Raw genomic sequence first — 14,972 nt, forward strand, 5'->3', positions numbered from 1 at the left:
CGGCCTGGTGGACCTTCGTATCCAACCCCAGGGGCTACCCGCCGCCACCACCCAGAACCAATCGATTGTTGCCTTTCGCTCGGCTTGAGTCGGTAATCGAGACTGAGGTCATGCGAACGAACCGGCGGCGGGTCCGCCTGATGGTCCTGAGGTCGCTGGCCACTGTCTGGTCCGGATCGTTTCAACCACGCCTGGTGTCGGCACTGACAAAACTGTCGGAGGCTGAATCGGCCACCGGACGGGCGGAACCGGCCGAGGCGGCAGCCGCTGAAGCGGTCCGCCTGGCCCGCCGGCTCACGGCCGCGTCCCCAGGCAAACACCTCCTGTTGCTGGCCCGGGCGGTGGGTCGACACGCCGCGTGCCAGCAGAGCAGCGACGCGTTCGATCAGGCACTGGCCGAACTAGCGGAAGCGAGCGGTCACTACGAGGCGGCCCGCGACGCATCGCCGCAGGCGGCGGCGGCCGGACTGGCGGAAACGCGTACCACGGTGGCCGTGACTCTGAATGCTCGCGGCCGGCCGGACGAAGCGTTGGGCGCGGCCGAGGACGCCATCGTCGCCTGGCGGGCACTGCTGCCGAGCAACCCGAAACGGTACGCGTTCCGGCTCGCGCACTCCCTCAATGTCGCTGCCGGGTGCCTGGGCCAGCTGGGTCGGCACGAAGAAGCCGTCGCCGCTGGCAGTGAAGCCGTCGACCTCTATCGACGACTGACGCTAAGGACGAAGATGCGTTGCCTCTACCATGCGAGCCATGCCCGGGTCCGTCTGGCCAAGCAATTGCGGATCGTGGGCCGCCCGGAGGAAGCCCTCGTCCACCTGGATGCGGCGCTGCCGGCGGCGGAGGCATTCGCTTGGCGATACCCGATAACGTACGGATCCCACCTGGCCTGGCTTCGGTACGAGGAGGCCGTCGCGGCAGCCGATCTGGGCCTCCACCCGCAAGCTACGAAAGCCGCCAGGGCGGCGCTGACCCAGTGCCGATCCCTGTCCGATCTCGACCCGACCCACCAGGCACGACTCGCCGACACGCTGCGTTGCTGGGCGGACATCCGCGCCCCGAGCAGCCCTGGGGATGCCGTCACCGCGTTGCGCGAGGCCGTCGAGATCCGTAGCCGTCTCTCGTCCGCACAACCCGAGGCCAACCGGACGCGACACGCAAACGATCTGTGGGCGCTGGCCGACGTGCTGTGGGCGCTGGACCGGGTTGGGGAGGCGATCTCCGCGTACGGACAAGCGGTGGACCTCTACCGTCAGGCGGCAGCCGAAGACGCTGCCCACGAGCCACGACTGGTCGAGGCCCTCAACTCCTGGGCGAACCGGCTCGATGACGCGGGCGACCTGGTCAAAGCGAGGGATGCCGCGAGTGAGGCTGCTACCGTCGCGCGTCGCCTCGCCGACGACGACGAGCAGGATTCGCACCTGGACCTGCTCGCCGTCTGCCTCTACACGCTTTCCTCCTTGATGGCGCGGACCGGGCAGGAAGCCGATGCGGTGCAACCAGCCCGGGAGAGTGTGGCCCTGAGACGGCGGCTCACGGGGAGCCGGCCGGACGCCGATCAGACGGACCTCGCCAGAGGGCTGAACAACCTCGCGATCCGGCTGATCGACGCGAACCGCAGCGCGGAGGAGGCGACCGCCGCCTTTCAGGAGGCCGCTGCGATCTACCGAAGCGCAACAACCGACGTCCACCAGTCGTCACTCGCGCTCACCTTGTCGAATCTGGCCCTGACGCTGGCCGACACCGGTCGAGCCGAAGACGCCATCACGCACCTGGACGAGGCCATCGCCATCCGTACCCGGCTCGACCCGACGCCCGAGAACCGTCGGAGCCTGGCGATCTCGCTGTGCCGCCGGGCGAAGTACCTGGCCGACAACGGCCGGCACGCCGAAGCGATACCCGACCTTGACAGGGCCACCACCATCTACCAGGCGCTGTCCCGCACCGAGCCGGGCAAGGACGAGACAGAACTCGCCTGGTGTCTCAAGGTGACCGCCATCCAGCTCGCCCGGGTCGACCGCGTGCACCAAGCTGTCGAAACGCTCGACGTGCTGCGTGACCTCGCGCGACAGAGCACGTCTCCACTGCTGCACCAGCTCTACCTGGATGCAATCGCGGCGATCCGCGATGTCGCATCACAGCCCATGGAGCAACCGGATGGACGGGCTCGTTGACGAGACCGGTGGTGGTCCGTAGGGCTGCGGAGCCTCAATGTCAGCCCGTCTGCTGACCATCTCCTGGAGACAGCGCCGAACCTGCCGCCGCTTCGCCGTGACACCCGACCTTCCTGCGCGACGCACCATGATCGGCATCGCCCCGGCGCGCTCGGGCTCACCGAGGGCCACTCGACCGATGTCTGGGTGGACTGGAACTTCTACGGCCACCAACTGGTCACCCATGTTGTGCCGGGGTCCGAGCGGGTCGACGCGGGGGCGCAACGCGGTCGACGGGCACGAGGTGCCGGTGCCGCACTTCGGCCTGTTGCCGTCGGTGGTGGACTTCCACCACCTGGCGGGACGGATCCGGGACGGTGGCATCGGGTTCGTCATCGAGCCGTACCTGCGCTTCGCCGGTGAGCCGGGCGAGCAGCGGACCATATTCATTACGCGACCCGGCCGGCAACGCCCTGGAGTTCAAGGCATTCCACGACGAGAGCCAGGTGTTCGCCAAGTATGGATTTCCGGAGTACGCGAAAGCCGGGTCCCGTTTCCGGGACCCGGCTTCGCTGTGCTGTTCTGCTGTTGGTTACTTGGTCCAGACGTCCTGGACGATGTGGGCGGCCTGGTTCTCCCACTGGGCGTACGCGTCCGGGAACGCCGACACCTGAACCTTCTGCGCCGCCACCGTCAGCGGCAGATCCTGCCAACCATCAACCTGCTTCAGGTTGCTCAGGAACGCCGTCGCCGCGTACGTCGGGTCCGTGATCTGCTCCGGGGTACCCCAACCCGACGACGGGCGCTGCTGGAACAGACCCAGCGAGTCGTGGTCGTTCATGTCACCCAGATGACCCAGGTTCTCCAACTTCGACTCCTGCATCGAAGTAGCGACCGCGATCACCGCACCACGCTCACCCATACCCAACTTCTTGGCCGTGCCAGTAATGGCCTTGGCGTTCGCGAGCTGGTCCTTGCTCAACGAGATCTCCGACTGGGCACCCTGCGTGCCGTGCGGCACCAGCTTGTCCATGCCGGGCTTGGCCGTGGTCACAGCGGCAACCGTCGTCATCGCCGGGGCGGCGTGCACGGCCGGGGCCGCGAACGCATGCGACGCGGGGCCGGCGACGGCGCCACCAACAAAGGCGAGGCCAGCAACACCAAGAGCGGTCTTACGAACGAACGAAGCTTCGGTAACAGCGGTGAAAGTCGTCTTCACGATGGTTCACCTTCCAATCGGGGGTACCGAGGCGCACACAAGTAAAGGGGGGAAACAGGTGCGTCACTCGGGAAGAAGTACGAGGCCACAGGCCCTCATGAGGCGGGGGACACCTCGGCGCTGCTCCGGTCGTACGCGATGTATAACGACCCCACCCCCGCCAACATTCCGCCGACGGCCCCCGCAACCCAGTTGATCAAGGCAAAAACCTCGCAAACCCGACGAATTATCTACAACGTGGCCAGGGCTCAACGAAGGTGCGTCGTTTGGTGCCGGCCTCCCCTGTCATCAAAGAAGTCACTCGACGGACGGTAGGGCGACGGCATTCGGTTTGCCAAACCCGCCTAATAGACGGACCGGGTACCCGGTTGTCAACCAGGTCGATAAGCCCCAGCAACGAATTCTCCAGCTCCATTTCGCCAGGAGGATTCGCCTCCGACTCTGATCCAGAGTTTTGAGCACTACCCGCAAAAGGAGATTAGCGATTCTGTCGCAGAACCTGCTCCGACACGGTTGCCAGGTCCGCGAACCGTAGCTGCCCGAATGTGAGGGATCGCAATACGGCGACAGCGGCCGCAGGCAGCTGGTCGGCGCGAACAGGTACCTCGGGAGCCGCCACCAGCCCGTACGGGCCGCCGTTGGGGTCGGCATCGAAGGCGAACAGCCCACGCTCGGCGACCAGCTTCCAGGTGTTGACATATTGCGGGGCCAGCGCTGGCGCGATGCGTGCAGTGGTCGTGGCACTACACGCCAGGATGGCCGCGATCGCCCCCTCATGCGCATTTGTGTCCCGCAAGAACTCGTCGGGGGCATATCCGCCCCCCGCCGTACTGAAGAGAGCTACGTTGCCGTCGCCGTCACAACCAAGCCAATCATACTCAGCGCCCATGATCTCACCTGCGAACTTCGCACTCATAACGAACCCTCCGGCGCCCCATCAAAGGGACACATCAAGCAATCTTGCCAGGCCAACCAACACCGCATCTGAAGTAATTTTGCGCAGTCAATCGGCCACGGACCATGCATTTCGCAAGGCTGGTGACACTGCACGTAGCCTCCCGGCAAACATGCACGAAACAATCCAACCGGCCAACCTAGCCACCCCTTCACCTCAGCGGTCACCGAGGTTCGCGACTTGCCCGGGGCAGCCCGCAGCAGTTCCGTTGCAAATGCATGACACCGCCCGATCACATACTTCCAAATCAAAATTCACAACTTTGCGCTCTCAGTTGTAAAAACCGGCTATGAAATCACTTCTGAATTCGGTATCCGGCGGAAAATGATGTCTCGGGGACGTCGCTTCGCAACTGAAGCAGATCGCCAACTGCCTCCCGGTGCGTGGCCTCACGGCAGTCGTGAACCGAATCTTACTCGGGTCACCGCCAAGCTGATTTATGACACAAACTTCTGCACAATTTCCATTGCCTTGCGAATGCCCTGCAGCAAATCTTCGAGTCTCGACATTGTAACCGGCCGTAACTGATGCAGGAGGATGCTTCTTCCCCTTGACAGATTGGGCAAACTTGTCTCGAAGATTTCCAGCAGCCTGCAGCAGTTCATCGTCCGACATCCCGGCACCATCTTGGGCGCCAGTCCCGCAGTTGTGTACGAGTACCGGCGTCCCGCCGGCGATCACATAGTACGTATGGATGTCGGCGACGGTGAGGTCCCGCATCTCCGCCGCGCCGTTCCAGACCTCGACGGAAAGAACTTCCGGCGGCGCCCTCGGGCCGACAGTGGCGAGCCGATCCCCGGAGCCCAGGCCCTTGGCCTCGTCCCATGTCCCGGCGGAGTCGTTCCAGAAGGGGTGGTTCTGTGTGGTGCTCAGGATGGCCGTGATCCCGGTCTTCGGGTCCAGGACCCTGACCTCGGCAAGCTCCTTGTCGAGGTTCTTGTGGGTGCCGACTACCTCCTTCGGCACCGTCTCGCCAGTTTCCGGATCGGTGGCAAGGACCTCGTCACCGATCTCGACGTCCTTGATCGGTTTGGTCGTGCCGTCCGCCATGACAACTGGCGTCTCCGGATCGAAGCTGTGCTTACAGCCACGCCCGACGATGTTTCTGGCTTCTTTTCCGAATCCGCTGGCGAATCCACCCGCTCGGCCACCAGCACCGGCGCCGATGGCGCCGCGTACTCCTGCGCCAGCGGCGGAGAAGACCCCTGCGGTCACCGCTCCGACGGCACCGCCGATGATGGTGGTGCGGGCGAGGTCCCAACCGCGCTGGCCGTCCATCCAACCGGTGACGAACGAGCCCACCGCACCGGCGGCCGCACCGCAGGCGACCGCGCCGACGCCGGTCCAGCCGATCGCGAACCCGCAGCCGACACCGACGACCGTGCCGACGACGGCTCCGGCGATCTTGCTCTTGTTGCGGCAGTACCAGCTCTCCTGGCACTTGTTGCGCTTGCGGATGTCGTTGAGGTGGTTGTCGTACCGCTTTTTCTGCTCCCCGGTCAGCTCGACGTTGGAGCTGACGCTGCCGTTGGGGTTGACGCAGGAGTAGGTGCCGGTTCCTCCGCCACACTCCGGCCGCAGCCCGGTGGGGTCACTGAAGGAAACAGGGTTGTTGTTGGCGTACGCGTAGCCCTGCATCTGTTGCGGGTCGGTCAGGTCCATCACCGGGTCGACGGAGATGAACCGGCCGATGACCGGGTCGTACTCGCGGGCGCCGATGTTCACCAGGCCCGTGGTCGAGTCCTGGTTACCGTTGACGAAACCCTTCTCCGATGGCCACTGTCCCGCGCCGGGCTGGGCGCCACGTGGCCCACCGAACGGGGTCGAGCGCCGGTGGACCACGCCGCCGGCCTCGTCGACCGACGCCTGGCCGGTGCCGTTGTGGTCCGCGGCCACGTACGACAGGCCGTTGACCTTGCGGATGATCGTGCCCCCACCGGGGAGCGGGTAGTAACGGGTCCCGTTGACGACCCTTGTCGTGTGGTCGAGCCGGAGTTCCATTCCGGGCAGGTACAACGTGGTGGCGTCCGGCTCCTTGCGGAGCATCCGTGAGCCGTCCACGTCGTAGACAAAACTGGTGGTGACGCCCGCCTCGGTCACCGACGCGAGGTTGCCCTCCGTGTCCCAGACCAGGGTCTGGTCGTCCGCCGCCGCCGTACGCCGGGTGGTGTTGCCCGCCTCGTCGTAGTCGTAGGTGTGGAGCCGGTCCCCGGTGGCGGTCGTCTCCGTCATCCGGCTCAGGGTGTGCGGCTGCGGCTGGCCCGGCTGTGGGTACTCGTAGGTCCGCTCGACCAGCGTCGAACCGCCCGCCGGGTGCTGGGTCTCGGTCTTGCGGTTGCCGCCCGCGTCGAAGGCGTAGGAGTGATGGTAGGGGGCGATCCCGCCGACACCGGTGCTCTCCGGACCGCCGGCGCACGGGTCGGTCGCGGTGCTGGCGGTGGTCCACGCCTGGGTCAGCCGACGCAGGTAGTCGTAGGTGAAGCACTGCACGTCGCGGCTGCCGGTCGGGGTGTCCGCGATCGAGGTGACGTTGCCGGCCGGGTCGTAGGTGTAGCGGGCGTCGATGTCGACGACCGGGGCCCCGCTGCGGTCGAGCCGCTGCCGGCTCAACCGCTTGGAGCCCTGTTCCCGCTCGTACGTCGACCAGACCCGGTGCGTCCCGAGCGCTGCCTCGCTCTGGAGCACCTCGCCGGTCCCGGTGTAGTCGACCGCCGTCAGGTACGGCGCGTCACCGGTCATGGCAATCGGGCGCTGCACGCTGTCGTAGGTGTAGGCGATGCTCTCGAACGGCAGACCGCCGCCGTCGGACATGCCTGTCACCTGGACGGTGCCGTCCCGGTTGTACTCCGTCCCGAAGCTGTAGATGCCGGCGAGTTCGGCCCCCGCCTGCTCCGGCACCTCGTACAGGGTGGCGTGCGGACGGTAGAACTCGTCGTAGTCGGTGGAGTAGGTGGTGTAGGCGGCTCCGTCGACGTAGCGCTTGGCGGCGAAGAGGGTGCCGACCAACTCTTCGTCGTACTCCCACTGGCTCAACAGCTCGCCGCTGTCGGCCGCCCCCTTGTAGCTCGCCTTCTTGCGGCCGATCGGGTCGTACGTGTAGCTGATGGTCGCGCTCAGCGCGTTGGTCGAGCTGACCACCTGACCCAGGTCGTCGTACGTGAACGTGGTGCTGCCGGCGTCCGGGTCGACGGACCGGACCTTGCGGCCACGCTGGTCGTACTCGTATCCCCAGACGTTGCCGGCCGGGTCTTTCACGGTCTTGAGCTGGCCGGCCGGGGTGTAGGTGTACTCGGTCTTCTCGAAGTCCCCGGTCGGGGCGTCGCCCTTGTACTGGCGTAGCTCGGTGACCTGTCCCAGGGCGTTGGTGATCGTGGTGCGTGGTGTTCCGCCCTCGGGCGGGTCGACGGAGGTCCAGTCACCGCCGTACGTGGTCGAGGTCCGCCACTTCTCCACCCCGGCGACCGCGAAGATCGTTTCGCGGACCCGGGCAGCGCCGTCGTAGACGTAGAGCGTCTGGCCGTCGACGTCGCCGTTGTCGACCGGGAGTACCTCGTCCGAGGGCGCCCCGGCAGCCTGGTACGTGGCGTACGTCTTGGCGGTTTCGCCGGTCGGTGTGTAGAAGGTGTCCGAGACCAGCCGGGTGCCGTCAGGCCCCGGTGCCTGGATCTGCCTCGGTCGCAGCCAACCGTCGAACAGCTGGTACTCGGCCTTGTAACTGAGGTCGTTCTGCTGCGTTTCGGTCTTGACGGCTGTCGCCTTGTCGGCGGGAACCAGGTAGGTGTACTTGATGCTCGGTTCGAGTCCGGGCACCCGGCTGGTGTCCGGCAGCCACACCTTGACCAACCGGCCGAGCGGGTCGTACTCGGTCAGGGTCTTGAAGTCGTTCGCGTCGACGGCGCTGATCGGGCTGCCCCGTGCCGGTGCGAGTTCTGTCGTGCTCTCATGTCCCAACGGGTTGGTCTGCACCACCTTGGTGGTCAGGCCGTTGGTTTCGGTGTAGGCGGTCTTCGCCACCGAGCCCGCCGCGTCGGTCGCGGTCAGCGTGCGGCCGAAGGCGTCGAAGGTGGCCTCGGCCGCCCGGACGTAGGTCGGGGTGGTGCCGTTGTGACTGGCCAGTTGCTCGGTCCGGGTGGGGTTGCCCCTGGTGGGTGTCACACCGAACGCCTTGCCGTCGTACCAGGTTCGGCTGTCGCTGAGGACCTGCGTCCTGCGGTCGGGTGTGGCGGAACACTTCACCGCCACCGTCTCCACCCGGGACACCAGCGAGTAGAGGTACGCCGACGAGCTGTCGGCGTACGTCGTACGGGTGCAGTCCTCGTCGCCGGTCTTCGAGACGTCGCCCTCGTCCTCGACCTGGGTGGTGCGTCCGAACGAGGTCTCGAAGACCGAGGAGGTTTTTGTCTCCCGCCAGACGTTCGCGCCGAGAGCGGTGAGGTTGCGGGTCGAGGCGGTGTTGACGAAGTACGCCTTCTTGGTGCCCCAGCTGTGTGTTTCGGTGGCGGTGGTGTGCCGCCACGGTGTGTTGAGCGTCTTGCTGGTCTCGGTGGCGCCGTCGAAGGTCTTGCTCTCGTACTCGAAGCCGGAGAACTCCTCGTGGTCGGTGTGTACCGTGCCGGCCGAGTCGGTGACGGTGACCGTTCGGGTTTCGCCGTCGGGGTCCTTGTCGCCGTGCATGCCCCGCAGGTATCGGTACTCCGTCTTGGTGGTCATCGTCTGACCGTCGCCGCCGGTGACCTGGACCCGCCCGTAGCCGCGCCAGTCACTCCAGGTGAGGTACTCGGCGTCGCTGATTCCGTCCTTCTCCGCGTGCCGCCAGGCGGCACCGTCGAGGTAGTCGTACCGGGTGACGGAGTCCGGGGAGTTGTTGGTCCGGTCGGTCTCGGTGACCTGGTGGACGACGTACTTGTGGAACCAGTCGGTGATCTTGGAACCGCTGCCCAGTGGTTTCCACTTCACCGGGAAACACCGGCGGGTGCTGTTGCCCTCGGTCGGCGTGTTCCCGGCGGCGCAGTCCGGCGCCTTGTAGGAGATGTCGATCTGCCCGGCGGTCTCGGTGTAGATGGTGGTCAGCCGGAACCGGATCAGTGGTGCGATGAAGTCGTCGGAACGGTCGATCCGGTTCGGCATCTGGAGACCGGCGAGTTCGACCGGTGGGGTGGCGGCGCTTCCGTCGACCAGACCGGTGTGGGTGATCTTGTGGAGCCACAGGGTGCGGCTGCCGTCACCGTTGTCGGTCAGCAGGTGGTCGAGCTTCCACCGGTCGACCGGACTCCAGCCGCTGGCACCCCGGATCTCGGTGGTGATCGCGGTGAGCCGCTTGCGGGTCCAGAACGACGGACCGATCTGCTCGATCTTGCACTTGGTGTCCGCCGCACAGTTGCGGTCCCACGGCACGTCCGGCCAGTGCGCCGCGGTGGAGTTGTTCAGGTCCTGCGGGTCGCAGTCGACGCCCGTGGTGGGCAGGCACCGTTCACCGGTGTCGAACCGCACCCGCGCGGAGGCGTTGGTGGTGTACACCTCCCCGTCGCGCTGACCGTAGTCGATGCGCTTGAGCCAGCCCGCCCGGTGGTACTCCACCCCGTCGAGGTCGGCCCGGGCAGCCCGGGCATAGTAGTTGCTCTCCCGCTCGTAGAAGTAGGAGATGACGTTGCCGTGCCGGTCCTTGACGTAGTCGAGGCTCCATCGCCAGGCCTGCTTGCAGTGTGACTCGACGAAGGTCGCCTTCTTGCAGGGCTCGTCGTCATCGTCGCCGAAGACCGGTACCGTCCACGCCGAGTCGGTCTCCTCCTTGTTCGACGACCAGCCGGGCAGGCGGTTCAGCCCGAACATGTGCTCGGTGCCGTCAACCGTGGTGATCCGCCAGTGCTCGCCGTTGTCGTCACCGTTCGTCGCACCGGTGAGCCGCTCGGCCTTCGAGCCGTCGTCGCTGCCGAGCCGCCAGGTGTCGCCGTCCTTGACCAGTTCGGTGGACTTGCCGTTGAGCAGGACGGTCGCGTTGTCGTACGCCCAGCACAGGTCACCGGAGAGCGAGTGGCCGTCGTCCGCGCAGGCCTTGTAGCGCCGCTCGATGTACCCGGGCTCGTAGCTGAACCCCTCACCGATCCACGAGCCCTGGTTGTTGGTGGTGGCCGTACGGCCATCCACGGACTGGGAGGAGTAGGCGAGGCTGATGCCGGGGCCGCCGCCGCTGGGGACCGGCGGTGTGGTCAGCGGGTACGACCACGAGTAGCCACCAGTGGAGGGGCTGACCGACCACTTCGCCGACGGGGCGAGCTTGGTCGCCCCGTAGTTACCTTGTGAGCTGGCGTCGGCGGCCACCATGGCGTAGAGGGCGCCGGTGTTCGCCGTGGCGGTCACGTCGGCGGAGAGGGTGCGGCCCTCGCTGTTGTTGACCGTGGGGAGCGGCTGCCCCAGACACGCTGCCGCCTCTGGCGTGGTCAGCGCGCACTCGGGGAGTTGCACCAGTCGCAGCCGGGCGCCGAAGTCGCCGCCGAACATGCCGGCGATCCCCTCGTACCCGAGGCGGAGTTGTACCTGGCCCGCGCCGCGTTGGCCGTCGGTCCGCCCCACCCGGAGCACCGGCCCGTCGACCCCCGCTGTCTGGGCCGCCTTACGATCCAGCACCTCCACCCGGACCCTGCCGGGCGTCGGTGCCGCGATCGCTGACCGGTTTCCGGTCTCCGCCGACGTCGGGGTCGATGGGGCGGACACGGCGACCGTGAGGCCACCGGCCTTCCCTGTGGTCGCCGCAGCGACGGATGCCGCAGCGGGTGAGCGGCCCGCGTCGGGCCTCGGGACGGCGAGTTCCGCCGAGCCGGGCGCCGGCCAGACGACCGGTGCGGGCTTGGTGGCCGCCGCGGCGACGGCCGCGTTGGGCGTACGCGGCGTGACCGGCAGCGCAGGCCGCTCCGGCACGACTCGCGTGGGATCGGTGACGGCCGGCCGGTTGCCGCCCTTCGGGGCGGCCGAGGCAGGGGACGTGGTCACCTGGATGAGGGTGACGCTCATCAGGCCGGCCACCACCCAGGCACCCGGTCGTACGACCTGGCGGTGGAACGCGCTCGACGCGACCAAGACTCGGGAGAACATCGGTTGCTCCAAAGGTCAAGGGAAGCAAGGCAATTTCGGCAGGGGTCGTGGGGCCGCCGAAGATCCGGCGGCCCGACGACGGGGCGGTTCAGAGGCCCGGTTGTTCCTTCGTGGCGAGGTTGATCCGCTGGATCAGTGTCTGGTCGGCGACGCCGTCGTAGATGCGGACGTCGTCGATCGCACCAGAGAGGTTCTCCCGGTAGGCGTCGTCGACGAAGGCCCGACCGAGTTGCAGCCCACCGGTGGCCTGGAACGGAGTGATCAGATCGATCGCGTCGATCACCTGGCCGTTGAGGTAGAGCAGGATTTCCCGGGTGTAGCCGTTGTAGACCACCGCCAGGTGGTCGCCCTTACCGGTCGTCTTCGGCGCCACTCCGGTGTCGCGGACGGTCGGCTCGGCGGCCACCGCGTCGCTGTCCTGCACCGCCAACTCCCACCGGCCCTCGGCGTTGCAGCGGACCACGACCGCACTGTTGTGCGCGCCCTTGAGGGAGAGAGCCGTCATCGGCGCACCGACGCAACTGCTGTTCAGACGTGCCCGGGCGGCGATGGTGAAGCTTCCCGCCGTGTCGGCGTTGGCCGTGGTGCCGGCGTACGAGGTCGGCTGGCCGTTGAGTGCGAGGTGGCCGCCACCGAGCATCGCCGTCACCGGGTGCCGGAAGAGGGATGTCCCGGCTCCGAGCGACAGGCCGGCGCCGCCCCCGTACTCCGGGCTGACCAGGCCCGCTTCGGTGTTCAACTGCCAGTACGCGACTCGCCGGGGAGCGGTCTTCCGCAGGCCGGTGACCTCGTCGGACTGGATCAGCCGGTCGAAGACCGAAACGTCGGCCAACTCGCCGGCCCAGTGGTCGGTGTAGCCGTGCTTGGTGACTCGGCGGCCCAGTTGCAGCGCACCTCGTGACTTGGTCGCGGAGCCGCGCTTCGCGGTGACCGGGGTGGAGTCCCCGACCCGCAACGACATGGTCCGCTGGATTCCGTCGTAGTACGCGGCCAGGTGCGTCCAGCCGGTGGTCGCGCCGGGAACGGTCACCTTCCATTCGCCGAGGGAGACGACATCGTTGACCGGTATCCGGAACACCCACGAGCCGTTCTCGACGCCAAGGCTGAACCCGGTCTCGCCCGAACCGTCCTGGCTGACCGCCACCTGCCGTCGGCTGGTGTCAGTGACCTTCACCCACGCGGTCACCGCGAAGCTCTGCGAGGTGTCGGTCAGGACGTTGCCCGTGGTGGTGAGGTAGCCGTTCGGGGTTCCGTCGAGTCGGGCGGCCGTGTCGGAGGCGCCGCCGGGGCCGGCCACACCGAGCGTCACCCCGTCGCCGACCGTGGCGTCGTGTCCACCGAACGCGTCGTCGGCGCTGCGGTCACCCGCGACCTCGGAGAGCGACCACTGGGCGGTCGGCGGTCGCTTGCCCACCCGGAAGGTGCAGGAGGCGATGCTGCTGGACCTTCCGGCCCGGTCAACGGCCAGGACGTTGACCGATCGCGGCCCGTCCTTGTCCGGCAGCCACTGCACGGTGACCGGTCCGCCGGCGGTGGCCGGGCGTACGACGTTGGTGGGCGACGGGTTGGTGTTGAAGCCGTACCGGTACTCGACCACGTCGGTGGCGGCGGAGTCGAAGGTGAAGCTGCTGTAGACGCCAATCGAGCCGCGCCAGTCGTCGTCGGTCAGACACTGGTGCGCGTCGGGTGTGCCGTTGTCCGCCGCGTCCAGCGGCAGGAACTGCGCCGAGTCGACGTCCGGCGCGCTGGGGCTGGTGCGGTCGTACACGAACTCGCAGGGGTTGCGGGTGCCGTCGGAACTCCACGGGCCCCAGGCGGTGTTGTCGCTGGCCCGCACCTCCCAGGAGATCACGACGTTCTGGGGGATGTCGGCGGGGACGGTGTAGTCGAACCGCGATCCGCTTGACTTGAGTCCGGTGGTGTAGCTGCGGGTCTGCAAAGTCCCGCCGGTCGGCGTCCAGGTCACCCGGAACTCGCCCTTGACCGGCTCGGCGGCGGCGGACGAGTGGTCCGGGTCGCGAAGCACCGCGGACAACCGGGGCGGGGTGTCGACGTACGGCGGAGTGCCGGAGACGCAGAGGCCGCCCGGTGACTGGCTAAGGTCAGCCTGGTTGGGAATCAGCGGGGCGCGGTTGTAGTGAACCGACAGCAGGGCGTTGTCACAGAAGCGCTTGCTGTGTTGGTAGTTGGTCTCGTTGGTGGCCTTCAGACCGAGGGTGACCGAACTCCACTTGTTGGTCGCCGCGAGCTGCACCGCCTCCTTGGCGTTCCAGGCCGCGTTCTGGTTGGTCGAGGTGCAGCTCGACTGGACGCTGCTCGGCGATCTGGTCTCCAGCAGGTTCGCGCCGGAGTCCCAGTTGGTTCCGCCGGGTTGGTTGCCCCAGTTCGTCGACGCGCTGATTCCCTTCGGCATGAGGTAGAGCGACGCGGCGCGTGCGGTGGAGTTCCAGGCGTGCTGCATGGTGACCCGGAACTCGGCGCTGAGGATCGTCTTACCGGAGTACGGGGTGGAGATCGTGTAGAGGACCCGCTTCACCTTGGAGCTGTTGCACGACTCCGGGCAGAGGCCGATCCGCTCGTGGCGCTTGCCGTCGAACTTCCAGTACTCCTCGCTCGGGTAACCGCTGTCCACCATCGCCCAGGAGCTCTTGCTGGTCGACTGCCAGACCGGGTCGAGGTAGACCGGCCACGTCGTGTCCGGGTCGGCGAGCATGGCGGCGTCCGGCGTGAGCGTGAGCGTGCCGTTTGCGAGACTCAGGTCGATCGGCGCCACCGTCGCACTGTCGGACGGCCCCCAGGTGTGGTCGCGGTCGTCAGCGGGGTCGGAGCCGGCTGTCCTGGCGCCCTGTGGATCACCGCTGTCCCACATCAACGGGGCGTCCGCCTCGAAGACCGGGTTGCTGGTGGCCGGGTCGAGCGCGGAGACGCCACCGTCCTCGGTCTCCTGGATGGTCAGACCGGTCGCCGAGACACCAAGTTCCAGTTCCTGCAACTCCGGCAGGTTCGCCGCTTCGGGTGTCTTCAGGACGATGACGTGCGAGAAGCCCTCGATCGTCGCGTTGACCACCAGGTCGACGTCCGGGAACACCTCCGGGTAGACGGCCTGGTCGCCGTTGAGCACCGGCGTCGGCAACGAATAGGGCCACTGGAGCGCCATGCTCCGGTCGTCCCGGTCCATCGCCGCCAACGGGGTGGTGCCGCCGCCGGAGAATCGCACGTCGATCAGCGCGGCGGCCGGGGCGATGGTCCCGTCGGTCCGCTGCACCAGGGTCGCGTCGGCCGGCGCCCAGGTGTCCCCCTGGAGGACCCGTACCGGTCTGGCGTGGTCGTTGGCCACCAGAGTGCCGTCCGGCTGGGCGAAGACGTCACGGTACTCACTGCGGTACGCCAGCACCTCCACCGGCTGGTTCAGCGATGCCGCCGCCACCAGCGCCTCTGCTTCGGTGTCCCGGACCGGCGCCTCCTCGACCACGGCGACCGTCGAGGCAGCCGGAGCAGGCCGTTCCCCCGACACGTACGCCATGGTGGACGCGAGGCCGGCAAGTCCGGCCATGAGGCC

At 67.3% G+C, this 14,972-nt stretch carries 4 protein-coding genes and 1 pseudogene; 1 reads left to right on the plus strand and 4 read right to left on the minus strand.

All coding sequences use genetic code 11. From position 1 onward, the window contains the following. The first annotated feature begins 110 nt into the window (after positions 1 to 110). On the plus strand, positions 111 to 2,171 hold the full coding sequence (locus BDK92_RS04720; protein ID WP_121154934.1) for a tetratricopeptide repeat protein: 2,061 nt from the start codon (positions 111 to 113) through the stop codon (positions 2,169 to 2,171). Between the two features lie 571 nt (positions 2,172 to 2,742). Here the strand turns inward: BDK92_RS04720 and BDK92_RS04730 are convergent. The 4 genes and pseudogenes from BDK92_RS04730 to BDK92_RS04745 form a co-directional block, all read right to left on the minus strand. Then, complete coding sequence (locus BDK92_RS04730) at positions 2,743 to 3,369, minus strand: hypothetical protein (protein WP_121154936.1); 627 nt, start codon at positions 3,367 to 3,369, stop codon at positions 2,743 to 2,745. 478 nt (positions 3,370 to 3,847) lie between these two features. Continuing rightward, positions 3,848 to 4,285 carry a hypothetical protein gene (locus BDK92_RS04735; protein WP_121154939.1) on the minus strand — a complete coding sequence of 146 codons (438 nt, stop codon included), beginning with the start codon at positions 4,283 to 4,285 and terminating at the stop codon, positions 3,848 to 3,850. A 309-nt stretch (positions 4,286 to 4,594) separates the two neighbouring features. Continuing rightward, positions 4,595 to 11,413, minus strand: a pseudogene (locus BDK92_RS04740) (RHS repeat-associated core domain-containing protein). A gap of 88 nt (positions 11,414 to 11,501) precedes the next feature. Then, positions 11,502 to 14,966, minus strand: coding sequence for a LamG-like jellyroll fold domain-containing protein (locus tag BDK92_RS04745; RefSeq protein ID WP_121161625.1), 3,465 nt, complete (start codon positions 14,964 to 14,966; stop codon positions 11,502 to 11,504). Between the last annotated feature and the right edge of the window lie 6 nt (positions 14,967 to 14,972).

This window comes from Micromonospora pisi (assembly GCF_003633685.1).
In the GTDB taxonomy this organism is placed as follows: domain Bacteria; phylum Actinomycetota; class Actinomycetes; order Mycobacteriales; family Micromonosporaceae; genus Micromonospora_G; species Micromonospora_G pisi.

Coding starts and splice junctions, on each gene's coding strand:
- BDK92_RS04720 (WP_121154934.1), top strand. CDS start 111: ATGCGAACGAACCGGCGGCGGGTCCGCCTGATGGTCCTGAGGTCGCTG.
- BDK92_RS04735 (WP_121154939.1), bottom strand. CDS start 4,285: ATGAGTGCGAAGTTCGCAGGTGAGATCATGGGCGCTGAGTATGATTGG.
- BDK92_RS04745 (WP_121161625.1), bottom strand. CDS start 14,966: ATGGCCGGACTTGCCGGCCTCGCGTCCACCATGGCGTACGTGTCGGGG.